General features: G+C 69.3%; 20 protein-coding genes. 10 read left to right on the top strand and 10 right to left on the bottom strand.

Annotated elements, in window-relative coordinates:
* Positions 1 to 28: 28 nt before the first annotated feature.
* Both ABZ449_RS26160 and ABZ449_RS26155 read right to left on the bottom strand, forming a co-directional pair.
* Positions 29 to 4,159: a caspase family protein gene (locus ABZ449_RS26160; protein ID WP_360350518.1), complete on the bottom strand. Its 4,131-nt coding sequence runs from the start codon at positions 4,157 to 4,159 to the stop codon at positions 29 to 31.
* Between the two features lie 113 nt (positions 4,160 to 4,272).
* Positions 4,273 to 5,196 (bottom strand): hypothetical protein, encoded by a 924-nt coding sequence (locus ABZ449_RS26155; protein WP_360350472.1) that lies wholly within the window; start codon positions 5,194 to 5,196, stop codon positions 4,273 to 4,275.
* A 287-nt stretch (positions 5,197 to 5,483) separates the two neighbouring features.
* Between ABZ449_RS26155 and ABZ449_RS26150 the strand changes: the two genes are divergently transcribed.
* The 6 genes from ABZ449_RS26150 to ABZ449_RS26125 all read left to right on the top strand — a co-directional run bounded on the left by ABZ449_RS26150 (position 5,484) and on the right by ABZ449_RS26125 (position 15,433).
* Complete coding sequence (locus tag ABZ449_RS26150) at positions 5,484 to 5,636, top strand: hypothetical protein (protein WP_360350469.1); 153 nt, start codon at positions 5,484 to 5,486, stop codon at positions 5,634 to 5,636.
* A 287-nt stretch (positions 5,637 to 5,923) separates the two neighbouring features.
* On the top strand, positions 5,924 to 6,376 hold the full coding sequence (locus tag ABZ449_RS26145) for a hypothetical protein (protein WP_360350466.1): 453 nt from the start codon (positions 5,924 to 5,926) through the stop codon (positions 6,374 to 6,376).
* A 203-nt stretch (positions 6,377 to 6,579) separates the two neighbouring features.
* The gene (locus tag ABZ449_RS26140) at positions 6,580 to 7,812 is read left to right on the top strand and encodes a helix-turn-helix transcriptional regulator (protein ID WP_360350463.1); all 1,233 of its coding nucleotides are present in this window, start codon (positions 6,580 to 6,582) and stop codon (positions 7,810 to 7,812) included.
* 46 nt (positions 7,813 to 7,858) lie between these two features.
* Positions 7,859 to 9,115, top strand: coding sequence for a hypothetical protein (locus ABZ449_RS26135; protein WP_360350460.1), 1,257 nt, complete (start codon positions 7,859 to 7,861; stop codon positions 9,113 to 9,115).
* Positions 9,108 to 12,416, top strand: a complete 3,309-nt coding sequence (locus tag ABZ449_RS26130; RefSeq protein WP_360350457.1) for a hypothetical protein — start codon at positions 9,108 to 9,110, stop codon at positions 12,414 to 12,416. The genes ABZ449_RS26135 and ABZ449_RS26130 overlap by 8 nt, the downstream gene beginning before the upstream one ends.
* Positions 12,417 to 12,466: 50 nt before the next feature.
* Positions 12,467 to 15,433: an RNaseH domain-containing protein gene (locus ABZ449_RS26125; RefSeq protein ID WP_360350454.1), complete on the top strand. Its 2,967-nt coding sequence runs from the start codon at positions 12,467 to 12,469 to the stop codon at positions 15,431 to 15,433.
* A 125-nt stretch (positions 15,434 to 15,558) separates the two neighbouring features.
* Here the strand turns inward: ABZ449_RS26125 and ABZ449_RS26120 are convergent, their stop codons facing one another.
* Entirely contained in the window at positions 15,559 to 15,870 is a 312-nt protein-coding gene (locus tag ABZ449_RS26120) for a hypothetical protein (protein WP_360350451.1), read from the bottom strand.
* Positions 15,871 to 15,895: 25 nt separating this feature from the next.
* Between ABZ449_RS26120 and ABZ449_RS26115 the strand changes: the two genes are divergently transcribed.
* Positions 15,896 to 16,366, top strand: a complete 471-nt coding sequence (locus tag ABZ449_RS26115; protein ID WP_360350449.1) for a hypothetical protein — start codon at positions 15,896 to 15,898, stop codon at positions 16,364 to 16,366.
* 97 nt (positions 16,367 to 16,463) lie between these two features.
* Here the strand turns inward: ABZ449_RS26115 and ABZ449_RS26110 are convergent, their stop codons facing one another.
* The 3 genes from ABZ449_RS26110 to ABZ449_RS26100 form a co-directional block, all read right to left on the bottom strand.
* Positions 16,464 to 16,868 (bottom strand): DUF5959 family protein, encoded by a 405-nt coding sequence (locus tag ABZ449_RS26110; protein ID WP_360350446.1) that lies wholly within the window; start codon positions 16,866 to 16,868, stop codon positions 16,464 to 16,466.
* 63 nt (positions 16,869 to 16,931) lie between these two features.
* Positions 16,932 to 17,177 carry a transposase gene (locus tag ABZ449_RS26105; RefSeq protein WP_360350443.1) on the bottom strand — a complete coding sequence of 82 codons (246 nt, stop codon included), beginning with the start codon at positions 17,175 to 17,177 and terminating at the stop codon, positions 16,932 to 16,934.
* A 68-nt stretch (positions 17,178 to 17,245) separates the two neighbouring features.
* The gene (locus ABZ449_RS26100) at positions 17,246 to 18,214 is read right to left on the bottom strand and encodes a hypothetical protein (RefSeq protein ID WP_360350440.1); all 969 of its coding nucleotides are present in this window, start codon (positions 18,212 to 18,214) and stop codon (positions 17,246 to 17,248) included.
* 269 nt (positions 18,215 to 18,483) lie between these two features.
* Between ABZ449_RS26100 and ABZ449_RS26095 the strand changes: the two genes are divergently transcribed.
* The gene (locus ABZ449_RS26095; protein WP_360350437.1) at positions 18,484 to 18,666 is read left to right on the top strand and encodes a hypothetical protein; all 183 of its coding nucleotides are present in this window, start codon (positions 18,484 to 18,486) and stop codon (positions 18,664 to 18,666) included.
* Positions 18,667 to 18,823: 157 nt separating this feature from the next.
* Entirely contained in the window at positions 18,824 to 19,576 is a 753-nt protein-coding gene (locus tag ABZ449_RS26090) for a hypothetical protein (RefSeq protein WP_360350435.1), read from the top strand.
* Positions 19,577 to 19,673: 97 nt separating this feature from the next.
* Here the strand turns inward: ABZ449_RS26090 and ABZ449_RS26085 are convergent, their stop codons facing one another.
* On the bottom strand, positions 19,674 to 19,946 hold the full coding sequence (locus ABZ449_RS26085) for a hypothetical protein (RefSeq protein WP_360350432.1): 273 nt from the start codon (positions 19,944 to 19,946) through the stop codon (positions 19,674 to 19,676).
* A gap of 89 nt (positions 19,947 to 20,035) precedes the next feature.
* A complete protein-coding gene (locus tag ABZ449_RS26080; protein WP_360350429.1) occupies positions 20,036 to 21,241 on the bottom strand; it encodes an alpha/beta fold hydrolase in 1,206 nt (401 codons plus the stop codon).
* A 334-nt stretch (positions 21,242 to 21,575) separates the two neighbouring features.
* Between ABZ449_RS26080 and ABZ449_RS26075 the strand changes: the two genes are divergently transcribed.
* Positions 21,576 to 22,538 (top strand): hypothetical protein, encoded by a 963-nt coding sequence (locus ABZ449_RS26075; RefSeq protein ID WP_360350426.1) that lies wholly within the window; start codon positions 21,576 to 21,578, stop codon positions 22,536 to 22,538.
* Between the two features lie 215 nt (positions 22,539 to 22,753).
* On the opposite strand, the gene ABZ449_RS26070 is transcribed toward ABZ449_RS26075, so the two are convergent.
* Positions 22,754 to 23,974, bottom strand: a complete 1,221-nt coding sequence (locus ABZ449_RS26070) for a ParB N-terminal domain-containing protein (RefSeq protein WP_360350423.1) — start codon at positions 23,972 to 23,974, stop codon at positions 22,754 to 22,756.
* Positions 23,974 to 24,540: a ParA family protein gene (locus tag ABZ449_RS26065; RefSeq protein WP_360350516.1), complete on the bottom strand. Its 567-nt coding sequence runs from the start codon at positions 24,538 to 24,540 to the stop codon at positions 23,974 to 23,976. The genes ABZ449_RS26070 and ABZ449_RS26065 overlap by 1 nt, the downstream gene beginning before the upstream one ends.
* Positions 24,541 to 24,745: the final 205 nt, after the last annotated feature.

The following is a 24,745-nucleotide window of genomic DNA, read 5'->3' as shown; positions in this document are numbered from 1 at the left end:
GCGTTGAGCGGAGGATCCGGGCAAATGCCTACCGTCCCAGGGACTCGGCAGCATGCCCTCGGTGTGGGCTGGTGCGCGAAGCAGCTGAGCGCTCCAGGACGATCACCTCGTATCCGGCGCCGATGACGAGCTCACCGCTCGGGGCGAAGGCGACGGCGTAGGCACGCACGGGCGTGAGGATCTCGTGCACAGGTGTGCCGTTGCCAAGATCCCAGATACATACGCCGCGATGGTTGGCCGTGATGGCCACTGGCGTCCCGTCCAGCTGACCGAACTCCACATCGGACACCCAGCCGTCACCGAGCTGGTGACACAGCTGCCGGGTCCGTAGATCCCACACTTGGGCACCACTGCCGGCGGTGGCTGCCAGGACCACGGGGTTGTGCCCGTCGGAGCCACAGGCCAGAGCGTTGACCTGGTCTGAAAGGCCCTCCAAGTCGCCCACCCGAGTCTCGTCGGTGAGATCCCAGAGTGTCGTCCGCCGAGTGTTCTCGTGGGAGGAATATCCTGCGATCACGGCCAGGGGCCGTCCCTCCACAAGGGCCCACGCCAGGGCATCCGTATCCTTGATGGCTCCGAAGGTCGCGCTGACCTGCAGGGTCTCCAGGTTCCAGATACGCGTTTGATTGCTGTCATACCTTCCGTGTGCGATCAGGGCGACTGGGCCACTGCCGAGGTGTCCGCAGGCCAGCGGTGTTGAAAAGCCCGCCTCGGCCCTTCCAGTCTCCGAGCCGTCCGTGAGATTCCACATCCGGATGGTGTCGTCCCGCCCGCTGGTCACGGCCATCGGTGCGCCGGAGACCGTTGCGCAGGCCACCCGTTGCACCCAAGCGGTATGTCCTTCAAGGCGCTGGAGCGATTGTCCGGAGGCTACGTCCCATACCTGCGCCGTGTGATCGTCGCTCGCCGACACGGCGACGGCTGCACCGTCCACGACGGTGCACGCGACTGACGACACCTTGCTTGAATGGCCCAGGGGCTTGAAGGCCTCGGCTTGCTCTTCCAGGTTCCACAGGCGAACAGATCCGCTGCTGGTGGAGCTGGCGGCTACCGGTCGGCCGTTCACGGTCGTGATCACGATGGTGCGTACCCACTCCGTATGGCCGTTCAGCCGGGCAAGCAATTGGCCGTCTGGCCGGCCCCTCAGCTCCATCGAGCCGTCCCCGTAGCCCACCACCATGACCGCGCGGCTGTCGAGTTCCGTGAATGCGAGGGCCGTGATCCATCCCTGACCGACACGGCAGGAAGAGACGACAGTGTCCGTAGTGGGGTCGCGGAACTGAAGCCTTCCGTCCTGGTAGCCGAGGGACACGAGCTCACCGCCATCTTGGGCGATGCTCGCCACCGCCCAGCAGTCTTCGGAACCGTGGAGGCAGTCCCACTCCCCGGTCTCGAGATTCCACCGCAGCACCGCACCCGAAGGCAAGGCGACAAAGGCCGTATTCACCCCCTGCGTCTCCAGGCAGACGAGCGAGAGGCGGTAGTGAGAGATCCCTGACGGACTCTGAAAGGTCCGCCGGACCTCACCGGTCATCAGCTCCCGAACCCAGGCCGAGCCGTCCGGGGCGCAGCCGACGATCAGCGCCTCGCCGTGAACCCGGGTGCAGGCCAGGCCCGCCACGTGGGTCACCACCTCGTGTTCGTCGGCCTTGAGCGCGGTCTCGGTCTCGCTCTGCAGCACGAATCGCCGGAGCTCGGTGCTTCGCGCGAGGTCCCAGACACGCACGGTTCCGTCCTCGGACGCGGTCACGACGAGCGTGGCGCCGTCCGCGTCGATGCAGTCCATCGCCGACACCGAGCCTGTGTGCCCCTCCAGGGTGGCCACACAGGCCTGTTGCGCGGGATCCCAGATCTGCACCGGCCCACCGCGCTGCGCGCTGAGCACGACCGGGGTTCCGTTCATCTCCGCCGCGACCAACGGATCGCTGGACCACGAGCTCAGCTCGACCCGGAACAGGCTGCTCGTCTGCGACCCGGTCGCCCACCGCGGCACCCACTCCAGCCTCCGCCCGAGCCCCTTTCGGTGGTCCTCCAGCCGGTAGCGGGCCGCGTCCACCGCCAACACCTGGGCCCGCTCGTGGATGCAGAGATCGCGGTGGAAGTGGGCCGAGGTCCGGTACATCGTGCAGATGCGCTGTGCCTCTCCGCTTCGCACGCCGTCCATGGCGGCCAGCAGCCCGTCGGTCTCCGCGTGCACCAGGAACCACGGGTCCTGCAGCAGGTGTTCAAGGTCCCCCGAGGCCGCCGCGTGGCTCGCCAGGTGGGCCCGGACGTACGGGTGTGCACGCTCCCAGTCAGGGCCGTCACCGTCGGCCCGCGGCGGGACCGAGGCGAGCAGCTCGGCCGTCATCCGCCGCTGGTCCTCTCGGCTTCGGCGCGGGTCGCGCAGGTGCTCGGCCAGCGCCTCGTGGTACAGCCGGAACACCGACCGGTCCTCACCGGCCGGGACCTCCACGACGTACGCACCCGCCTGCCGCAGCAGCCAGTCCACGTCGTCGTTCGCACACCTCTCGCCCGACAGGGCCGCCGCCAGCGGGGCCCACAGGGAATCCCACGGCAGGCCGGCGCCCTCCGCGTACGCCAGGGGACGCAGCAGCCGCCGTACCCGGTCCTCGTGCTCGCCGTAGCGGGCGAGGTAGTCGTCGAAGGCCTGTCCGACTTCGGAGGGCAGCTCCTCCTCCCAGCCCGGCCGGATCAGGTCGGGGGTCAGGTGGCCGTGCAGCAGGGCCCGTACGGTCATCCGGGCGACCAGGAAGGAGCGTCCCGCCCGCCGGGCCACCGCGACGGCCACGGCCTCCCGCTCCGGTGCCGTCAGCCCGCCGGGCATCTCGGCCAGCGCGCGCCGTGCGTACTGTTCGATGTCCTCGCGTCCTGTGTACGCCTCGCTGTCCAGGTCGACGATCTCGATGGCCCGGCCCAGCTCGGGGATCATCGTCCGTCGGGTGCCGATCAGCAGGCGCAGGTTGTGCAGGGCGGACATCGGCCGGAGCAGTTCACGGGCGATGCGTTGGGGTTCGCGCCCGCCGACGCCGGTGCCGGCCTCCTCCAGTGCGTCGATCAGTACGGTTCGCAGCGGGCCGTCGTAGTCGGCGAGCCTCGCGAGCAGGTGCGGCGGGCTGTCCGCCTCCATGCCCAGTGCGGCGGCGAGCCGTGCGGTGAGCTTCTCCAGGGTGGTGCCGTGTGCGTGTACGGACACCGTCACCGAGTCGGGCGGCGGCAGCAGGTGCGCGGGCGCCTGCGGGTGGTCCGGGCGGGCCAGGGCGAGCAGCCGGCCCAGGACGGCCGACTTGCCGGATCCCGGATCCCCGGTCACCACCCGTGCCCGGGCGTCGTGGACGGGATCGCGCAGCCAGCCCGCCAGCGTGGCCAGCGCCTGCAGGCGTCCGGTGAACCAGTCGCCCGGCTCGCTCGCGTACTCCACCCCGCGGCCCCGCGGGCCGAAGTGCGCGGTCCACTCCCGTTGCGACTCCACGTCCATCGCCTCGTCGGGCAGGCCGGGCCGGTACTTCGGGTTGGGCAGGAACGGCGGGACCGCCCGGCCGGAGACGGCGTGGTAGTTGGCGCACTGGTCCGGGCGGTGCTCCCTGAAGTGGTCGTTGATCTGGTCGGTCACGGTCGGGACGTCCAGGTACTGCTGCCGCATCCCGGCCGTGCCCGCGCGCACCGCGGCGTCCAGGGCCGTCACGAAGGCATGGTCGTACGCGAGCTCGCGGGAGCGGGCTGAGGCCACCAGCCAGAGTCCGTCGGCCCCCGGGGGCCGGTAGTCCACCAGGTGGCCGGCGGCGCTCGTGATCTCGGCCGCGCCCAGTTCGGCGTAACACGTGTCGAGCAGTAGCAGGACGTGCCCGACCCGGGTGTCGGCCAGCAGGTCCGCGAGTTCGCGGGAGGCGAGGGTGGTGCTCACGCGGTCGTGGCGGCTGTTGCGGAAGGTGAGCCGGTGGGAGCGGTCGTCGCGCAGGCCGTGCCCCGCGTAGTACACGACGAGCACGTCCTGCGCGCACCGCTCGTCCGCCTTGAGCCAGTCCTCCAGACCGGCGCGCAACTGCTGGGCATCGGGTGCACCGGCCAGGTGCGGGAGGATCTCCTGGTACCCGAGGGAGGTGAAGAGGTCCTTGATCCGGCGCAGGTCCTCGGGCACGCCGGGCAGGTCCTCGAGCACCGGGTCGGCGGTGAACAGGCCGGCGCCGAAGGCGAGGACGAACCGGTTGAGCCCGTCCGAGGCCGGGCCGTCCGCCGCGCCCGCGGCGGGAACGCCCGTTGTCGGGCCGTGCGTCACCGGGCCAGTCCCGTGGCGATCGCCGTTCCGGTCTCCACCGCCGTCAGGTAGGCGCGCATGCTGTGCATCTCGGAGCCGTTGTCCACCGGCACGTCCAGGACCTCCGGACCGAACCTCGGCGCGAGTTCGCGGACGACGGCGACCATGTCGCACCGGTCGGCGATGTTGGTCCACTGCTTGACGGGCGCTGGCCAGACTCCCGTACCGTCCTGCCGCGGGGCCGGCTGCAGGCGGTCGAAGACCAGCCCCGCCAGCCCCAGCGGGGAGCCCAGGGTGACCAGCGTCAGCGGCGGCCGCTCCGGCCGGAGCGCGCACAGCACCTCGTAGGCGACCACCGATCCGAGCGAGTGCCCCACGACCACCTGGGTGTCCGGTGTGACCAGCTCTTCGACCCGGGCCCGTACGGCGGCGCGCAGCGCGGGGTCGGTGAAGTACCGGCGCACCTGCTTGAGGTCCGAGACGAGCAGGCGGTCGGAGACGGGACCGAAGAAGCGGGTGCGGGTGAGGGCGTGCAGGGCGCGGCGGATCCGGTCCACGGCCAGGGGGCGGGAGGCGAGATGGCCGACCGCGCCGCGGGAAGCGGGAGTGGGCCCCGCCCCTGCCGGGCCGCGGGTGTCAGGTCCGGGAATTTCGGGCTCGAGCCGGGCGGCCTCCCGCCACCAGGCCTCCAGCAACTCGGCCTCGAACCCGGGCTCGACGTCCTCCGCCCGGTAGTACGGCTCGCCGCGCGTACCGGGTTGCCGGTAGAGGTCCCCGTATCCGGCACAGGTGATGTCGCCGTCCGCCAGCCGTCCGAGCGCGGGGTCCTTGCGCAGCGCGAGGCCGACCCCGCCGCGCAGCGCCGGCTCCACCTCGGCCAGCAGGGTCTCGGCAGTGTCGAGTTGCCGCCCCACCCCGTGCACCACGACAACCCGGCTCATGGCCCCCCTTGAAACGCGTCCCCGTACTCCTGCCGCGAGCATAGTCCGGGGCCGTTCCAGGAATGCCCACTTCCTCTTCGAGGCATCGAACGGGCGGTACTGACCACTTCCGGGCGTGCTCGGGCCGTGCGGGCGCACAGGGTCCCACACCGGAGGGCGGCTGTTCACGGAATTCATCGAATCTGCGGCACCGGACAGCGGGCCGCCATAGCTTTGCCACTACGGTGACGGCCTGTCACCTCACCCCTCCGTTAGCGCAACCACGAGGACGGGAGAGAGTGAGAAGCATGGCCGAGTTCAAGAAGCGCCTGACCGCGTTGGTCAGGAAGTCGCGAACGCCACCGGTGATCGGCCGAGGCAACCAGGTGTGGCTGTTCCTGGTCCGCCTGACGCAGTTCACGGCTGCGCTGGCGACCATCACGGACCACCACCACTGGTGACCTCGGCCTTCCGCCTAACCAGCGGGCACGGGGCGGCCCACACGGGTCGCCCCGATCCACTCCCGATCAGAACGACCAGGTTGGACACACCGACTACGTTAGCGACAGCCTCGAGAGGCGCGCGGGCTTTAACGGAGATTCCGCATGCGAAAACCGTGGCTGTGGCCTAATCGCTAATGCATCCACCCTGATCACCGGTCTTCTGCCGGTCAAACCCTTGATCAGCCCCCTGGTCAATGGATTGACCGCCGAGCTCCATACAGAGCCGCCAAGAAGGAGGATGCAAAGTGCCGGACAGGACCACAGCCGCACTGAAGAGGCTGGAACGGGCCAAGCAGGACGTGGCGCGGGCCATGGCGCGCGACTTTCGCGAGGGCACCAGTGCCAACGAGATCGCACGACGGGCCCGGTCGGCGTACAGCCGACCTGTCGTCCTGGAGATGATCAAGGCCGAACTGGCCGCTCAGGAAGCCCGAGAGGCGTTGAGCGCCGCACAGACGGCCATCAGTCTGGCCAGCCACGTCGGCGTCGAGAACACCGGCCGGTTCGCGATCGTCGGCATGCCCCGAGTAGCCCAGAAAGGACGGCGGATCGGAGACATGCTCACGCTCCAGGCAGTCAGGACGATCACAGAGGCGGGCCTCTGCCTGCGCCCTCTGGCAGACCACCCCGCAGACACCGACCCGGCCTTCATCCTGCGCCATGGCGGGGCCGTCGAGGTGTACAAACCCTCGCTGTAGCGTCGGCCCCGGCTTCCCCGCCCGGACGGTTGCCGGTCGTCGTCCACTCGGTGCTGCGGGCCGTTCGTAGGTCTGCTCAGCTGCGACGCTCCCTCCCGTCGACAGCGGGGCAGGACCTTCCCTGACCTCTTGAAGCGACCCGTCGCGACGTTCTTTCGACGCGGTAGTTGCAGTGAACAGTTCCCCACGTTTTCCTGTACCTCATGGCAGCCGACACCGACATGCCCGCCAGGCTGAGGCACCGACGCGAGCTCGCGGGGCTCAGCGTCGAGGAGTTCGCCGAACAGGTCGGCGTCACCACCCGAGCCGTGCGGTACTGGGAAGCCGGGGTACGGGAGATCGGCGACCGCTACTTCGGCCGGGTGCTCGCCGCGCTGCGCTGCGATGCCCAGGCCATCGGGCAGGGGCGCCGCGGAGAGGAGACCCTGCGCGACCTGCGTCGTACCGCATCGCTCAGCGCCGAGCAGGTCGCGACGCACCTGAGGAAGTACCGCACCACCGCCCACATGAAGATGACGGCGGACAAGATCCGGGGGCTGGAACAGGGCGGCCACGTCCGTGGCAGGGAATGGCGTTCGACACCGGACTGCGCCACGATCGCCAAGGCCCTCGCCGCCCTGTACCGGGTTCCCCTGCGGCTGCTGATCGACGCATGGCGGAGGACGAACACGAGCGTCGCCGCTCCGGGCATCGCGCCGCCGTCGAAGCGGGCTCCGGACCCTCGAATCCAGGAGACGTGGGACTCCCTGAACGACCGCCAGCGGCTGTACCTTCGGGAACTGTTCCATGAGGACCAGGAGCAGGAGCAGGAACAGGTACAGCGGCGCCTTGACGGCTCGCCGTACACCCCGGCGCCGCAGTGGCGCAGGTTCCTGTTCTGCCTGCACGCGCCCGCTCGGGCCGTCGGGTACACGCCTGTCCAGGAGCGTCTGCGTGTGGCCGGTGTTCACGATCCCGGAGCCGGAGCCTCGCTGAGCGCACTGGAGCGGCGAGGCCTGATCGTGCGCCACCAGGACACCGTGTACCTCCCATCGATCGGCGAGGTGAGGCGGACCCGCGTCGAGCTGACCCGTGCCGGTCGGTCGGCGGCCCGCTCAGGCCTCGGGATCGAACGCCTCGCCACTCCCCCAGGCATGCTGTCGGAGTGGCTGTGGCGCCTCCTGGTCCGCGTCATCGTTCAGGCGCCCATCTCCGACGGAGATGTGCCGGGCCGTGGAACCCATCACCTCGCGGTCGGGCACTCCGTCCGCAAAGGGGTGCCGGCGCGGGGCTTCATCGAACACCGGCAGCCGTACGGTGCCGAGGGCGGACCGCACTACTGGTATCCGACCCGTTCGGGGCTCGACCACGCCGCTGACCACCTCGCCGACTACCAGCAGCTGTACTCGGGAGTCAATACCGAAGGGCTCGAAGCTCACCTGAACGGTCCGATGTAGCCGAATACCGGGAACTGTTCACCCGAGCACCCCTAAAGTCCGCCCCGTGGAAGACGCGCCAACAGAACCGTCCGGGGCACGGGACAATGCCACCATCCTTCTCGACGTCGTCAAGGCGTTCGAAGTCTGCTCCAACGCCGCGACGCACCCCGGCCTGAAACCGGCCGAGAGGGTCGATCGGCTCATGCACGCGCACGGCTCCCTGATGGCGGCCTTCGGCCCAGGGCATCGCATCACCTTCAATGATCTCCTGGAGCGCCTCAGTGGCGAGCTGGCCGGCGACCTTGAGGGTCTGATCCCCACCTGGCTCGACGCGACGGATCTGGACGGTGTCAGGCTTCTTGACCCCGACGGCGTCCTGACCGCAGGCGGCTTCGACTTCCGCCACGAGGCCGAACTCGTCCGCCGAAAGGCGTCGAAGCTCAGCAGGAGCCCCGAAGGCGTCACCGTGCAGGACCTCGACGCGGAGTACAGCCAGGAATCCGTCTTCAGGTCCATCAAGGGTGAGTTCTACCAACGCCACCGAACCACACTGATCAACCATCCCGTCGTCCCCGCCGGCGGCCTGCCCGACCTCCTCCTGCCGATGCAGGCCAACCGGTTCTACCAGCCGATCGAGCAGTACGCGCAGCACCACGGCTGGTTCTTCCCGTGCACGGCCTGCCGATGGCCGATGAAGGTCACGGTCACCGGCAGCGGCCGACGGGCCCGCGGCATGGCGCGATGCCTGTACCCGTGGCACGCCGACACCGGCGCGGTCTACGTCTTCACTCCGACCACCGGCAGCGAGCCGCCCACTCTGCACCCCGCCTTCGAATGCCGCCGGCCCTCCCCCCGCTACGCCCGCTTGTGGACTGGAACGCGTCCGGACCTTCCAGAGCCCCAACGGGCCTCCGACCACGTCGCACTGCACCGCGCCGTGTGGCGGTACACCACCGTCGCGGGACTGCCGGAGCTGAGGCTCCATCAAGCTCTTGAGGAAGAGCTGACGGCCACCGACTGCACCGCCGCACTCTGGCCGTTCGATGATGCGTTCGACCACGCCCTGATCGGCCCCTCCCGCGAGGTCCTGTTCAGCGCGGACTTCAAGGACTACACCTGGACCAACCACCTGATCGCCAAGATCCACAGGGATGCCGGCGACCAGGGCGGAGCCAAGTGGCTCATCGTGCCCGACCACCGGAGCGAACAGGTCGACCACCTCAACGCCGCCGCCCGCCGTTACGAACTGCAGGCGATCACCGCGACCGACTACCTGACGATGGTCGCTCACGAGGTCAAGGAGAACCGCCGCGATGGCTGATGAACGGCGCGCCGACGAAGCGGCCATCATGGCGGTCCTCGCACTGACCGCCCACTACTTTCCCCGCCCCGGCGAGAACGGGAAGGTGACCGCCGGGTTTCGCGAAGCGACCTTCTTCGCCCACCGCAAGCCCCAGGCCTGGTCAAGGTGGCCCACCCTCACCGCGGACGAGCGTCACCTGATCCGGCAGGTCATGCTCCTCACTCCGCCCGAATGGGTCGGCGAGCACAAGCTCAGGAACGCGGCACTGGCTCTGACCGGGGCGTTCGCCGTCGACGGAGAACCCGACGACCGCTCCGGAGGGACGATCGTCCTCGACGGAGACGATCCGTTCCGGTCCGAAGCAGTCCATATCCGCGCCGGCGGCGACTTCCTCGGCTACGCCCTCAGCCGGACCGAATCGTTCTTCACCTGGGGAAAGCGGCGCCGCGCCCACGCCTTCGCCGGACCGGGCACATGGAAGACCCGCACCGCCGACCTCGGTGAGAAGCACGGCGTCACCCGTCGCCAGATCACCTTCCACCGCACCGGGTCGTTCCGCCAGGCGCCCGGGCACGAAGCGCTGCCCGCGCTCGCGACCCGTCCTCACCGCGAGCGGATCGCCCCCGCGGTCGACGAGCTGCTGCGCATCGCCGCACTGCTCGACGAACAGGACCCCGACCGTGCCTACCTGCACAACACGCTGGAGAAGTTCTTCAAGCAGTTGAAGACCACCGACGAGACGTTGGCGGAGTTCAGCCTCACCTCCGGCCTGGTGAACCTCCTCAACGCCCCGACCGCCAGCGGAAAGACCGTCCTCACCCGTGTCCTGGCCGCATGGGCCGCCTTCCACGGGATCCGCATCGCCCTGGTCGTTCCCGACGTGAAGTCCACCCTTGACATGCGGTGGAACATCGCCGGCGACTTCGCCTGGCTCCACAGGAACAAGGACCTCCCCAGGCTCCACACGGTGGCAGCGCTGTTCTCGCCCCGGAGCATGCACCGTCGCGCCCTCACCCAGGCCGCGCTGAACTCCAACGAGGAAATCACCGCCTGGCAGACCCGCCGGAAGACCGACATCGGGCTCCTCGCGCACGGCTGCGCCCAGCGCCCCCTGATGGAGCCCCACGACCTTTACCCGCCCGGTGATGAGAACTGTCTGACCCTCTCCCCCGTCGGCGGAGGCGATGTGCAGCACGCCTGCCCGTTCATCCCGGTCTGTGGGAAGTTCTCCCAGTTCTACGACGCCCAGGACGCCACGGTCGTCGTCACCAGCCACGCGAACCTGCTGGCCGGTACGACCCGCATCGGGATGGTCCTCGACGGTCGGCAGGTACGCGGACGCCCGAGGGGAACCGCGGGCCTGACGGTGCTGGAAACGGTGCTGCGCGGCTGTGACGCCGTCGTGATCGACGAGATCGACGCGTTCCTGGCCACCGTCATCGACTCGTGCGTGACGGAGACCACCCTGTCGTCGCGTCGGGTCGAATCCGACCTGTGGAACATCGGCAAGGACTTCCGGCGCATCCCCACCCACCACGCCACACAGCTTCTCTCCTCGCTCAACCACGCCGAGCACATGGCGAACTCGGCGCTGTTGTGGTCCTGCGCGAAGAACGGCATCAGGCTGAACCCCGGCACGGTGGACGACGGATCGAAGGGCGCGAGCCGGGACAACGCGGGCTGGCGCATGGCCAAGTCCAGGGACCGGGAGATCCTCGCCCTCCTGTTCCCCGGACAGGTCGTGAAGGGTGAGCCGATCGAGCCCGGCCGGGCCGCGTTCCTCGACGCCCTGATGCCCGAGCGCTGGCACGAGGGCGAGCCGTCCGACGAGCCCGTCCCGCCCGACGGAGCGACGGACTGGAGCAGCGTCCAGCGGGCACTGACGGCTCTGGTGGCACCCCGAGGGGACACGTACTTCGCAGAGGTCCAGTCCGACCTGCACGAGCTCCTGGCGAAGACCGTGGAAGACGGCCAGCAGCGTGCCGCACTGGTCAACCTATTGATCTCCCGCACCGTGCTGTCCGACCTCGAAGCGTCGCTGAAGGAACTGCGCTACCAGGCGCAGTCGATGCGCCACCTCGATCTCGCGTCCGTCCGGAAGATCCTCGACGCCGTCGAGTCGTCCGCTGTCAGCGGCCTCTACCCGACGGCGATGATCGGCACGTCGATCAACGGCTTCCAGCTCAAGGGCATGGACAAGCGCGAGACCAACGCGGAACTGATGACCCGCATCATCGGCGGCGACCCGCACACCTTCGTCTCCGAGCTCGGCGGCCTGACGGCGCTGCTGTCGGCCGGAGTCGAGCGGCCCGTCCTGGGCCTGTCCGCGACCGCGTACTTCCCCCAGGCGGTCAGCGAGCACGTCCACGCGCCGGTGCGCTGGTGGATTCCCGACGTGCGCCCGAAGTCGATCACCGTGCTCGCGGACCCGGTCTACCGGGACGGCAAGGAAGGCCCGGAGGCGATCCGCATCGGTGGCATCTACGCCGAACACAAGCCGGCCGTGCTGCGCGAGCTCGGACAGGTGATGTACGAACAGAGGATCCAGCGCCGCCTGGCGAAGCTCAAGAAGACCAAGGAGAACCAGGCCAGGGCGATCCTTGCGACGAACTCCTACGAGCAGGCCGCGCACCTCGCCTCAGGGGTGGCCATGGCCGAAGGGCTCACCCACCGCGTCTGCGTCCTGGTCAGGAGCCACGACAAGCCGGAGGAGTACGAGAAGAACGTTCCGGCGCACGTCACCCGGATCACCCGTGAGCAGCTGGAACAGTTCCCCGACCTCGGGGAGGTCCTGGTGGCCCCGCTGCCGCTGATCTACCGCGGGCTGAACATCGTGGTCGGGGTCCGATCGGCCGTGCACGACGTCTACCTCTGCACGCGCCCGTACCTGAGCATCGAGGCGACGTCCTGGCTGCACGCGAGCGTGAACGCCGCAGGGATGAACGCCCTGCCCCCCGGAGGAAGCGACCGCCCACTGGAGGCGATCCACGCGGCGCAGGGCGCCGCGTGGGCGCGGCTGATGATGATCCTCCGGTCGCCGGCGAACTTCTCGAACATCACCACCGACCTGCAGGAGGAACTGGTCGCCACGATGATCGTCCAGCTGATCCAACTCGCGGGCCGGGGGCGTCGTGGCGAGACCGACATGCGGCTGTTCATCGTCGACGAGTCGATGAACGACGCGACCTTCAGCGCGGGGATGGCCGCCATCATCCGCCGGATCGAACGGGCCTGGACCCCCGACCAGCGGACGGTCATGGAGGAACTGTACGGCGAGGCCCTGAAGGCCTTCCTGGCGTACGCGGACATGAACAAGTAGCACACCCGGTGCCGGCTCGCGCCGGCGCGGAGGAGAGGAGTACTCGACACATGGCGCGACGCCGTGACCTGACCGCACCCACCACGACGATCCTGTGCACGCCGGCGCTGCTGGACGGCATGACGGCCGAGGTGTGGGAATTCGACGAAATCACCCAGCATGCGTGGAAGGCCCTGGAACAGCAGGCCCGGGACGAACGGAGGTCGGCACCCAAGGGAGCGGACCGCAACAGGTTCCTGCTGCCCTACTCGATCGTGGCGAACGTCCTCCAGCAGCTCACCGACGGCTACGTGCACCTCGACAGGTACCTGCGTTTCATGGTCGCCCTGGCGCCGGTCGAACCGAAGTCCCTTCGGAAGGTGTTCACCTATCTCGAGGGCGTCGTGTGCGGAATCCCGGTCGACGAGATCCCGCTGCGCGTGGATTCGCCGCTCGCGGACCTGGTCGCCGGCACCGACAGCGTGACCAGGCGCCTCGTCGACGTCATCCTTCCCGGTGGAGACGCCGCGGTCGCGGACCCACCGTCGTGGGCCTACCAGGCCATTCGATGGCATGTCGCGAAGAGGATGGCCGACGTCCCGTTCCACGACCAGGAGATCGAGCCGGTCCTGGAGAAGTCCAAGAAGGCGGACAAGAACGGTGACTTCCCGATGAGGATCTCGGGATGGAAGCACACACCGAACACCGCGGAGGTCTGGTACCGGCCCGACAGCTCCGGGGACCTGATCGCGTGGGACCACCCGATCGGACCGGCGTTCTCCGCCCTCCCGCACCCGCTCACCCCCGAGGCGTTGGACAGCGGCTATCCCGAGGCCCCCGAGCCGTGGCAGGCGCAGTACGCGCTGTCCCGCATCTCGGTGAACATGTCCACCCACCCCGGCCGGCCCGAGCCGGTGATCAACCTGGACGCCCACATGCGGCGCGTCAACGACACCGTGGTCTGGTCCAGCAAGGTCATGGTCGACCGGGGCGACGGGCCGATCCTCCTGGTGGACCTGGACGGCAGGAAGCTCAAGCACACCAACCGGCTGGCCCTGGAGATCCTCGCGAAGCTGGACGCCGACGCGACCGCTCTGAACACGGTGCACGAACGCGTACGGTCCGAAACCGACGCCCTCAACGCACCGAAGACCGACGGACAGAAGGCCGCGAAGCGCGTCACCGAGAAGCCCGGAACGATCCGCCCGCTCGTTCCGAAGCAGCGCTCGTTCCAGGTCGGCTCCGGCGCGGGACTGCACCATCTCGCGATGCTGCACGACCACATCGGTCGCGCCTTCGCCGGGAAGGCCGAGTTCCTGACCCTCGGCGCCGTGGACACGGTGTTCGGAGCGCGGATCCACTCCATCACCCCGGCGGAGAAGAAGGAGCGGAAGAAGACCGGCGAGTTCCTGAACCTCTGTGGGCTGCCCACGCCGGACAGCGTGCGCTCCTCGGTCGAGGACCAGGGCTTCGCGCGGCTTCGCATCGTGTGCCTGTGGTACCGGGACGAGACCCGGCTGCGGATGATCAGCGCACTCGCTCACTCCCACGGGCAGGACGTGGACATGGACCCGAAGGACGGGGACACCGTCGCCCTCGCCGACGGCATCGAGGCGGTGTTCGTCCGCGCGAACAAGCTGCTCGCACACGGGCCCGACGACAGCCGTCTGGACGACGTCCGGGGCATCGTCGACAGGTTCGGGGAGGACGGGGTCGTACTCGCGGCGTGGTGCGAGACGGAGATCCCCGAGCCCGGTGAGGAACAACAGGGCATGAAGTCCGCCGAAGCCCGGAAGGACCTCGCGGCGAAGGACGCCAAGTTCCAGCTCCGCAGGGCCTTCGCAACCGAACTCGTCCCGAGCCAGTACATCGTCGGCGCGACGACGGAGACCGGACGGAACGGAACCAGGACCCGCAAGGTGATCACCGTCCCGAAGGACCGGGACAACGACCACCGGGCGTTCATGGCCCTGCTCGACCTGAACCGGTCCTGCGGTGTCGTCGACGACCGGTACGAACGGGCCCTGTACGCACCGGGCGACCCGCACGAGATCCCCCGCATGGCGTTCCTCGGCATCCACGTGCGCCGGCAGTCGAAGTCGGACACGTTCGGCGCGGAGCCGAAGCGGGTCGTCACCGCGTCCTGCCTGATCCCGTCGGCGGAGCCGGGAGGCCGGTGGCGGATCCTCGGCTGGTCGAACCTGCATCCGTACTGGGAGTCGTACCGGGTGGCGCAGGGCGAGTTCCACAAGAGGAACTACATCGACCACGCGAGCAGCGGGGCCACGGATGTCCAGCGCTGGTCCGAGGCGGGCCGCGACATCAACGAGTGCCTGAAGGAACTCGCCGACGAACTCGACGGGATGCCGTACGCGGTGATCCTCGACGGGCACGGAGCACGCCGGATCTTCCCCGGGCTGCACAACAACAAGCAGGGCATGGAGGAGTTCGACTCCTTCGGCCGGGTGTGGCTTCCCGGGGCCGGCCTGCCGGAACACATGAGGCCGGCCGGGATCGTACGGATCAACTGCTTCGCCGACGAGATGCCGAGCATCGCCTACCTGACGACCCGGCTCGCCTCCGGGGACGAGAAGCAGAGCAAGACCAGCAGTGACCTGTTCCGCCCGCAGGACAACGGCCCCGGACACCCGTGGTGGGTGGTGACGGAGCCGCGGAACTACGGCAAGACCCGGTTCGGCCAGTGGAAGACCCGTTGGCGGGCGCTGCCCGAGAAGGTGGGCCTCCAGCCGGAGAGCGAGCTGAAAGCCCCCTGGTACACGCTGACGTGCCGAGAGGTCACCCCGATGTTCGTCGGTGAGGCCGTGCCCCGCGAAGGCCTGGCGGTGGCCGTCGCGCGGTTGTGTGACCAGGCCCTGTCCTGGTCGGACCGGACCCGGTACCCCGCGCCGCTGCACGGAGCCCTACAGATGGACCTCGACCACCCCCACTTCCGGCGATCCGCGCCGCGGGAGTTCCAGACCGAGGACCGGGAGATCCTCAGCGAGGCGGTCGAGGGGCTGACCTTCGAAGACGACTGAGATCGGATTCCGGACCAGGCATCAGGGCTGCCGTTCCCCCGCAGCATCGACCGCGGGGGAACGGCAGCTCCAGCAACTCGTGTTTCACTGCGGGAGGGAGCCAGTGCTCACCACCAGCACGGGCCCTACCGCCTGATGATCAACTGGTTGGCCGTCACCCACCGCACCGGGGTGAGGCGCTGGCGGTGGAAGCCGGGCTCCACCGCCAGCGGACGGTTGATCTTGCCGTGCGCCCGGACGGTCTCCACCGTGCCGGGCAGGCGCGCGGTCAGCCGTGGGGCGGAGGCGCCGGGGCTGCCGTCGCGTTCGACACAGGGAGCGAGGACGGTCAGGTCCACGGTGTCCGGTGCCGTTTCGTGGTAGCCGACCACGACCGAGGCGGTGAACCTGTTCGCGTCGTTGGACAGGTTGGCTGCGTAGGTGAGACCTGACAGCACTTGTCGGCGAGTTCCGACAGCGGTTGTGGATCTGTTCGACGGTAAATGTTGCCGAGAAGTGGCAGCGCTTGGGTTGTGTCGCAGCGCGCCGGCCATGGACCATGATCTGCCCATGGAACGAATTATTGATCTTGATGAGGCGGCTGCAGAAGTAGCTGATCGAGCGCCGGGGTGGCGGGCTGGTGGCCTGACAGTGGGCCGGGTGACCTGGCGCGATGAAGCCGCTCCCTGGCCTCAGCGACTTGAGACGGACAGGTCGGTTGTGAACGATCCCGACTCCGTTGGTGTGCTCATCTCGGACCCGGCGGGGGCTGAGCTGTCGGTGGTGCTGTTCCGTGGCGGCTGGGCCGACGTCGACTACTTCGACGGCATGGACGACGCTGGCGCCCTTCCGGCCTCGGGTATCGCTTCAGCTCGGGAGTTCGGCGTCCAGCTCGACGGCTGGGTGGCCCGCGTGTTCGGTCAGTCGTCCTATCCGGGCGAACCGAATCTGTGACGGGGGCTTCCTCGGCGCCTGTCGGCCGCAGCCGAGGAAGCCCCCGCTGCAATCCTCAGCCAGCAGCTACTGAAGTTGAACTCGTGATGTCGGCCGTCTACAGGGCCTCGCTGGGCCAGGTCTGACGAACCTGTTCCAGTCGGTCGTGGTGCTCGGCGATCCAGTTCTCCGGCGGTCGGATCCACAGCATCACGCTGAGCCGGTCGGGATCGTTGATCGCCACGACCAGGGAACGGTCCTCCTGCATGTGGAGGACCAGGCTCAGCCCGCGGTCTCCGCCGATCAGCGCGCCTGTCCCAGGGACGAGGCCGCTCAGCTCGTCCTTCCAAGCATCGAGGTCGTGCTGGAAGAGGTAGAGCTCCAGCCGGGCATCCACGAAGCTGGCATGCGCCAGAACCTCGGCTCGTAGAACGTCGTTGCCAGCCGGCAGGCCTGGCTGTCGGCCCGTGACGCGCACGATGCAGTGGTCGCCATCGGGGTCCTCCAGGTGGATCAGGTCCATCGCGCCTGAATCGGTCACCGCCGGCCTCGCTCTCCCTGTGCTGGTCTGGCCTTGCATCCTGCCTCATCGGCTTTCGAACGGGGCCTGCGGTCCGGCAGCTTCGAAGGCCAACCCGGTGCCCGCGAGGCACCCGTCGATCACCTCGGGGCGGTACTGCAACATCTTGAGCTTGCGCTTCACGGCGCGCGTGATCTGGCCCAGGTCGGCCGCGGCGAGGTTGCCGATATCCCGCTTGACCAGCGACCACACACCTTCCTGCGGGTTGAGATCCGGGGCATAGGTGGGGGCCTCGGCCTGTCCGAGGTTCATGGACGGGGCGTCGGCCCCCTCGGACTCGTCCTCGCCGGAGGGCTGACTCCCCGTTGCCCCGGATCCGATCACGGCCCACTCGCGATCTCAGGCTTCTGGGAAGTCTGAGGATCCTGAAGAATGGATTTCGCCTGGTTGTCGACCAGGCGTGTGAGGAGTTGCTGGGAGTAGCCGAAAACAATGGCCCAGGCGATGATCTGAGCCGACGAGTCCAGGGCCGACAGGCCCGGTACGAAGCCTCCACGCATGAACAGCAGGCCCAGCGGGGCGGTGAGCGCGCCGGTCGGCAGCTTCAGCCACGCCAGGGCCAGTGAGACGTTGTACGGCGTCGTCGTCCCTCTCATCTGCCGGAGGGACGAAGCCGCGGCGAGCCCTGCGGACACCAACCCGATGATCTCGACAACGAGGTAGTCGGCGGGGTCGGTCGCTGCCAGGTCGGGGCTTGAGGGCGTCCCGCCGAGGACTGCCCCCAAAGGGCAGACGGTGAGGAACTGGGTACCCGAGGCCGGCGGCACGAAGCAGAGGGGAACGGCATGTGGTCTGAACAGGGTCAGGGTTGCAACGGACATGGCGGCAAGTGCGAGGAGAAAGCCGACTGTGGAGACGATGCGAACGAAACTGCGAATCCGTAGGGACTTGTTGATGGCGGCTTGATGCGCCGCGTTCAGCGCGTCCAGCACCGTCTCCCGCTCGGATCCGCTGAGCGGGGACCCCACCCCCGCCTCGGCAATCTCCTCCACCGCCTTTCTGCGGAGATCATCCGGCGGGAGGTTCTCTTGCACGGCCCCCAGGATGGCGGGAATCATGGGAGCGGTCTCCTCCACGTTCGCCGCGCGCAGATAGAGGATGAACGCCGCGTCGAAGTGGATCTGGGCAACGGCCGTCCGCGAACCTCCGAAACTGCCGACGTCACGAAGAGCGTCCATGCACATGTTCAGCTGTTCCCTGGCTGTCTCCAACAGCTGGAACGGGGCGCCCGTCTCCTCCTCCTTCAGCTTCAACCGCCCGTTGAGCTCGATGGCCTGGGCCATGGTCACAGCACGAAGCTCCCGTGTCCTGTCGAGAGCATGCCGCCACCACGGTGTCGTTCGCCGCATGAATGAACTGTGCAGCATCACAAGAAGATTGTGATCGCACCATGCTCTTGCCTGCCCCGAACGGGCCAGGGCCCGCCTGGCGGCACTCGGGGCGCAGAGACGGACAGCAGCCTGACCTGTGCCCGTTGGAACGTCACGGTACGTGCGAGGCTGCGTGGTCGAGGAGCGGTCGATGCCGCGAGACCGGCGAACACGTCACCGTAGTGGGCGTGCTCCTGGATCTGGGCGACGCCGGCCTCCAGCGCCTCGCATTCCACACCAGGATCGGCGCGCTCGTTGGAGCCGGCATGTGGCCCCTCTTCGAACCGGGTGTTCAGTCCCCTCGCGCAGTGGCGTTCACCGCCGACTGCGTGTTCACCGCCATCGCGGTTCTCGCGGCCGTACTGACCTGACCGCCGGCCGCCGCCGCGTCGGCGACGACCGCGACGACCGCGACGACCGTCCGCGCGGCCGCGAGAGTGCCAAGCAGCCCTTATCGTCTATTTGACGAGAATCTGTTATCGTCTAACTGACATTAAGCAGTAGGTCCGCCACCGCCAGGAGGACGCCATGGAAGAACAGCGGCCCTGCAACACCGTCTTCACGCCAGGCTGCGAACGGATGCTCCAGGCCCCCACGTGGTATCACGCGGACGAGTGGATCGTTGACTGCGGCCGGCGAACCGGGCCCCGCCTCCGGGAGGACCTGCCGGAACGCCTTCTGCGCACCCTGGTGGCCAGCCCGGCCTCCGACGTCCGCGTCGCGGTGCTCGCCCATCCCGGCGCCCCCTCCGATCTGGTGGACCGGATGCTCGACGACCCGGTCGTGGACGTGCGGCGCAGCGCCGTCGGCCGGACCAGCGACACAGCGGCCCTGCGGTCGGCGGCGCGGGACGAGTGGTACATCCGCGTCGCCGTGGCTTCGAACCCCAATACCCCCGCCGACCTTCTGGAGGAGCTCGCACGCGACCGGGACGAGCAGGTGCGGGTCTTCGTCATCCTCAATCCGGCAGTGCCGCCCAAGCTGGTCAATGCCGCGGCGCTCAGTAGGCAGGACCACGTCCGCTGGTGGGCCCTGTACCGGACGACCAATCGGAAGCTGATGCGGGCCGCGGCGACGTCCGCCTCCACGGAGAACCGGAGCTGGCTGGCCGGCAACCCGAACCTCCCGCTCGATGTGCTCACGGCGCTCGCTGAGGACCCGTCGCGCGGGGTCCGCCGCAAGGTGGCCGCCAACCCCGCCTGTCCGCCGGAGCTCCGGCAGCGGCTTGAGGCCGCTCTCGATCCAGGCCACGCCGCCTTCACCGTTGACCAGAAGGATTGACGGCTCAGGGCCGCCTGCGGGCCGAGTCGCCGTCGAAGGCCATGGGGCCGGTCAAACTGCGGTGGCAAACGGTCAAGGTCTCCCGTCGGAGGACAGGCTACCGGCCGGGAACGGCACCCTCGATGGCGGCGACCAGGCGGGCGGGGATGTCGCCGGCAGCGTCGCGGGCGGCCGGATCCTCGCTCTTGAGCTGCGAGGCGATCAGTTCGGCGGCCGCGGCGAGGACCTGCACCGGCACGGTCGCCTCGCGCAGATGAAGAAGCTGGGAGGCCGCCCGCTCACCGGGGGCGGCCTGGGCGCGGGCGTCGGGGATGAGGGAGTAGCCGTCGTCCCGTCGGTCGAGGCGGAGCGGGGAGCAGGGGTCGGACACGAGGCGCTACGCGGAGACGGCCGTGCTCGCGCCGGGGCCCGGTGTTCGGCTGGCCCCGGCTCGCCCCGTGTCATCCGCGGTCGGGGGCCTCACTCCACCTCCGCCACCACGCCGTCCATGTCCATGGCCCAGCTTCCGCTCTCGACGCCGTACACCTTCTTGTCTTCGAGCCACTTCCAGGACATCTGCTGCAGGGTCTGGTTGGCCCGACGTTCCCAGACCGGATTGTGGTCCCAGCCCTCGACACGGATCATCAGCTTGTCAGCGCCCGGAATCGCCTTGTAGAGCTCCGGAACGGAGAAGTACAGCACCGGCCCCAGCACCTCCGAAGTGTTGGCCGTCGTGTCCTGATCTCCGTAGACGATGCACACCGGCACAGCGGTGCCGAGCGTGGAGCCGTACGGCACGGTGCTCTTGTTCCAGCCCCACCAGTAGGAGTTGCGCCACCTCATGATGCCTTCGGGCGCCCCCGCGGTGGGGCCGCCCCACTTCTGGCCGACGCTGTCGCAATCCATGATGGCCTGCCAGACGTGGCCGGCCAGGTCCTTGTCGCTGATGGTGGCTTGCAGGCCCGCCTTGCTGGTGAGGTTCATCGGGAAGCCGAAGACCGCGGGCGGCTTGGACTCGGGCTGCGTCGGCAGACCCGTTCCGGGAGGCGGGGCGAAGGGTGCGTCGGTGTGCGTCGACCATCGGCCGTTCGGGGGAAAGATGGGCGCGAGAAGGAACATTCTCGCCACGTCCCCGGGATTCTGCAGCGCGTACGGGCCCATGACGAACGCGGCCGCGGACCAGCCGATGAAGGAGACCTTCTCGTTGCTGCTTCGGGTCCTGATGAACTTGACGACGGTGGCCAGCTCGTCCCATTCGCTCTGGGAGTTGCCCAGTTGGTGTGGGTAGGGCGCTGTCGGGGAGCAGGTCCCCGTGCCGGGATTGGTCTCCAGCAGGCCCCGCTGGGCCGGGTTGGCGTTGCACGGGTCGTCCATCTTCGGGCGGGGGGAGAGCCCGGAGCCCTGGAGGTCCATGACGTACACGTCGTAGCCCTTGCCCGCCAGGTCTTGCGCCCAGCTGTAGCTGGTGTCCGGGTTCGGGGAGCCGCCCTTGGGAGGGAGCACGAGGTCGAAGCCGGGGAGGGCCGGAACGCTCCTGCCGTGGAGCATGAGGACCGGCTTGGGGGTGCCGGCTGGTCCGGAAGCCTTCTTGTATTCCCGTACGAAGAGCTCGATCTCGTCGCCGAAGTTCGCCGGGACGGTTGATTTGTGCTTGACCTTGTGATCGACAAGGGTCAGTTGCGGCATGGTCGCCTCCGATGATTGTTCGCCCTGAGGAACGGTTGCTCCCGGGGGTGGCCAGCATCTCCGCCGTCCAAGGGCGGTACGAGGAGCCGGGACGGCGGGACGCACGGATGGTGACTGATCGGGTGAGCGCCGCTCCTCCGATCGGCGGGGCACACCCGAGGGACTCCGCACCGAGGTGATGTCGGGGCCCGGCGCCGGGCGTAGGCCGGGCGGCCGGGGTCGGGTGGGCGCCGGGTTCGGGTGGGTGGGATCCCGGCGGGCACCAGTAGGGTGCGGCGCTGACGGATTGATCATGTGTCGGTGAGACGGGCACAGCGCGCGTGAGGAACTCGGCGTGAGGTACGGAGATCAGGAGTCCCTGCGGCGGGCTCCCTACCGGGAGGAGCACCACCAGCCGCGGCAGCCGGGTGGTGCCCCACTGTGGCAGCGGTTCCGGGGCGAGGAGTGGCCGACCCTGCGGGAGGTGCTGGCGCCCGTGGGGCGGAGGGTCGGGGGCTGGGTCCTGGTGCCGATGCTGTTCTGCCTGTGGCCGGTACTGGTGCTCCTGGGGCTGTACCCGATGGCCAGGACGGCGCGGCGGCTGGCGCGGCAGGTGTTCGCCGTGCCGGGGCCGCCGGGGATCACCGACGAGCCGGTACTGCGGGTGCAGCGGATCCGGGGGTGGCTGGCGCTCGCGGCGGCGTTCTGGGTACTGGTGGTGTACGGGTCGGCAGACGACTGGGGCCGGCTCGACGAGCAGTTCGAGATCCGGCTGGCGGTCACGCCGGTGCTGGTGCTGGTGACCACACCGGTGGTGGTCGGGGTACTGTTCCGGCTCGCCGGGCCGGCCGCCCGACCGGCCATGCGGGCGCGGGTGCGGCCTGCGGTGCTGATGGCCCTGAAGTACGTGGGCGCGTGCACGGCGGTTCCGGCGTTGCTGTGGCTGGCCTCGCAGGCGCGGGGGTCGGTCCAGGGGCTGTTCCTCGGGCCGCTGTTTGACCTGCTGGTTCTGGCGGTGCCGATCTGGGTGCTGATGTTCGTGGCCTTCGCCTCGCCGACGGTGGCCCGTACGGCGTTCACCATGGACCAGGTGCACGCGACGTTCCCGCCCGTCCTCACCGGCATCGTGGTCTGGGAACTCGCCGGGATCGGGCTGCTGTTCGGCGGCCTGCCGCCTGGCCCGCCGCCCGTCCAGCTGTGCGCCGTGGTCGGCGGTCCCGCGACGGTGACGGCGGTGGCCTGGTGGGAGGTGCACCGGCTTCGTACGCGCTTCGGGGTGTCCTTGCGCGGGCGGGCGGTGGCCGCGAACGGGCGGTAGCCGGGCCCCGTGCGGGAGGCTCGCCCCGGCCGTGGCCGGCCCGCGCCGCCCGCGCCCGTCGACTCCTGCTGCACCGCTGCACCGCTGCACCGGGTTCCGAGCGCCTCGTCCGCCGAGCAACCGTCAGCCGGCCGCTGTTGGGTACCGCACCGCTGACCGAACGCCGTGGTGCCCCGGCCGCGCCATGACGGCGGGGCCGGGGCACCAGGGGTGTGTCAGCTGCTGGTCGTCAGCAGCCGGTTGGCCAGGGCGTCGGCGAGGCGGTAGGCCTCGTCGGCCGAGAGGGTGCGGCAGATGGCGTCCGCCAGCTCCTCCACGTTGTGCCAGTCGACGTCGCCGAGTTCCGTCTGCGGGGCGGCCGACGGCTGCTCGTCCGCCGGGGCGACGGCCCGCTGCTCCGGCATCGGGAGCGGCTCGGAGTTTTCCGCGGAAAATCGCCCGGTTTCCTGGACGGGCTCGGCGCTCGCGACCGGGGTGCGGGGCGCGAGCTCCGGCCGGGTGGCGATGGGGGCCGGTGCCTGCACGGGGGCCGGTGCCTGCACGGGGGCCGGTGCCTGCACGGGGGCCGGTGCCTGCACGGCGGCTGGTGCCGCCTCTGCAGCCGTGGCCGGCTGGGCCACGGCTGCGGCAGAGGGAGCCGCGGCGGGTTGCGGTGCGGGAGTCTCGGCCGGCGCCTTGGCGGCGGCCTTGGCCTCCAGCTTCGCGGCGCGCCTGGCGGCCACCGCGTCGGCGTCGGCCTGGAGCAGCTGCTCCAGTTCCGCTGTCTGCCCGGCCAGGGACATCCCCTCGATGCCCTTCACCGATCCGAGCCGGCGGGCGACGTTGATGGAGATGCCCTCCTCGCCGCGCGCCTTGGCCCGCACCTGGCGCTGCAGCTCCGGGTGGAGCTTCAGCAGGTTCTTGCGGTGCGAGATCCAGCTCTGGGACCAGCCCTCCGCCTCGGCCGCCTCCTTGGCGGTCGGGTACTGCGCCACGATGAGCAGGACCGCGTTGGCCTCCTCGATCGGGTCGAAGTCCTTGCGCGCCATGTTCTCGTCGAGCGCGGCCCGCAGCAGGGTCGCCTTGGACTCCGCCACCGAGTCGTCCACGACGACGAGCAGCTGCTCGCGCCCGTACAGCTGCGCGGCGGCCCGCCGGCGGTTGCCGTTGACGATGACGACGTCCTGCGCGCCCGCGCCCAGCGTCTGCCGGTCCTCCGGCCACAGCCGCAGGTAGGCGGCCGGGGTGACGGCGAGGCAGCTCTGCAGCTGGCGGTCCTTGATGCTCGCCAGGTCGGAGAGGTCGCCCAGCTCGTCACGGGGGTTGCGCGGGTTGGGCAGGCAGCTGGCGGTGGGGATCCACTTGGCCACCGGGGTGTCGTTGGCGCTGTCCACACCCGGGGCGTCGACGACCGGGTCGGCGGCCATCGAGGCGAAGGAGACGCGACGGCCTGCCATCAGCGGCCCCCGTATCCGAGCTCGAGGGACAGGCGGAAGAAGTCCTCGCGGGCCCGGTAGGCGGTACCGCTCTCCTTGTACTGGGTGACGACCGTTCCCTCGGCCACCGCCCGCGAGTGGATCTTGTACCGGCGCAGGACGGTCTTGGCGCGGGGCCACCCCTTCGCCGTGATGTACGCCTCGGTGTCCTCGAGGTCGGCGCGGCCGTCCCGGGGGTCCCAGTTGTTGACGACGATCCGGAAGGGGATGTCCATCGGCTCGATGACCTTCTGGATGGTCCGGGCCGTCGGGTCGAAGCACAGCGGTTCGGTGATCATCGGGACCAGGACGTCGTCCGCGATCTCCAGGGCCCTGCGCAGGATCTCCTCGTCCGCCAGGGTGCCCGGCGTGTCGATGAAGATGTGCTGGTACTCGTCCTTCGCACCGAGGACGTCGAAGGTGCACGCCGCGAGGTTGACCGTGGTGGTGGTCTTGCCCACGCCACCCTTCTGGTTGGCGATGACGTGGATCTTCGCGCCGGTCTTCTTCAGGTGGATCAGCTGATCGGCCTGGTCGTGCGCCGCCATGAAGTCGAAGGGCAGGTTGTCTCCCACCCGCTCGGCCCAGACGACGGCGGACCCCTGGGGGTCGGTGGACACGACAAGCACGGATGGCTTCATGATGTTCCGTTCTCTCCGTGGGCTTCCCGGGCCGAGTGCCCGGTACTGCGGATGCCCGCCGCTCAAAGCCGTGGTCGGCGGACTGGGAACAGCATTCCAGATGATCAGCCCG

This window comes from Kitasatospora sp. NPDC005856, assembly GCF_040629945.1.
GTDB lineage: Bacteria > Actinomycetota > Actinomycetes > Streptomycetales > Streptomycetaceae > Kitasatospora.
This window is presented reverse-complemented; position numbering and strand designations above follow the sequence as displayed.

Bases quoted from the DNA above. Each gene is read 5' to 3' on its own strand.
- ABZ449_RS26155 (WP_360350472.1), bottom strand. From the start codon at position 5,196: ATGAGCCGGGTTGTCGTGGTGCACGGGGTGGGGCGGCAACTCGACACT.
- ABZ449_RS26150 (WP_360350469.1), top strand. From the start codon at position 5,484: ATGGCCGAGTTCAAGAAGCGCCTGACCGCGTTGGTCAGGAAGTCGCGA.
- ABZ449_RS26140 (WP_360350463.1), top strand. From the start codon at position 6,580: ATGGCAGCCGACACCGACATGCCCGCCAGGCTGAGGCACCGACGCGAG.
- ABZ449_RS26130 (WP_360350457.1), top strand. From the start codon at position 9,108: ATGGCTGATGAACGGCGCGCCGACGAAGCGGCCATCATGGCGGTCCTC.
- ABZ449_RS26125 (WP_360350454.1), top strand. From the start codon at position 12,467: ATGGCGCGACGCCGTGACCTGACCGCACCCACCACGACGATCCTGTGC.
- ABZ449_RS26110 (WP_360350446.1), bottom strand. From the start codon at position 16,868: ATGGACCTGATCCACCTGGAGGACCCCGATGGCGACCACTGCATCGTG.
- ABZ449_RS26105 (WP_360350443.1), bottom strand. From the start codon at position 17,177: ATGAACCTCGGACAGGCCGAGGCCCCCACCTATGCCCCGGATCTCAAC.
- ABZ449_RS26090 (WP_360350435.1), top strand. From the start codon at position 18,824: ATGGAAGAACAGCGGCCCTGCAACACCGTCTTCACGCCAGGCTGCGAA.
- ABZ449_RS26080 (WP_360350429.1), bottom strand. From the start codon at position 21,241: ATGCCGCAACTGACCCTTGTCGATCACAAGGTCAAGCACAAATCAACC.
- ABZ449_RS26070 (WP_360350423.1), bottom strand. From the start codon at position 23,974: ATGGCAGGCCGTCGCGTCTCCTTCGCCTCGATGGCCGCCGACCCGGTC.
- ABZ449_RS26065 (WP_360350516.1), bottom strand. From the start codon at position 24,540: ATGGCGGCGCACGACCAGGCCGATCAGCTGATCCACCTGAAGAAGACC.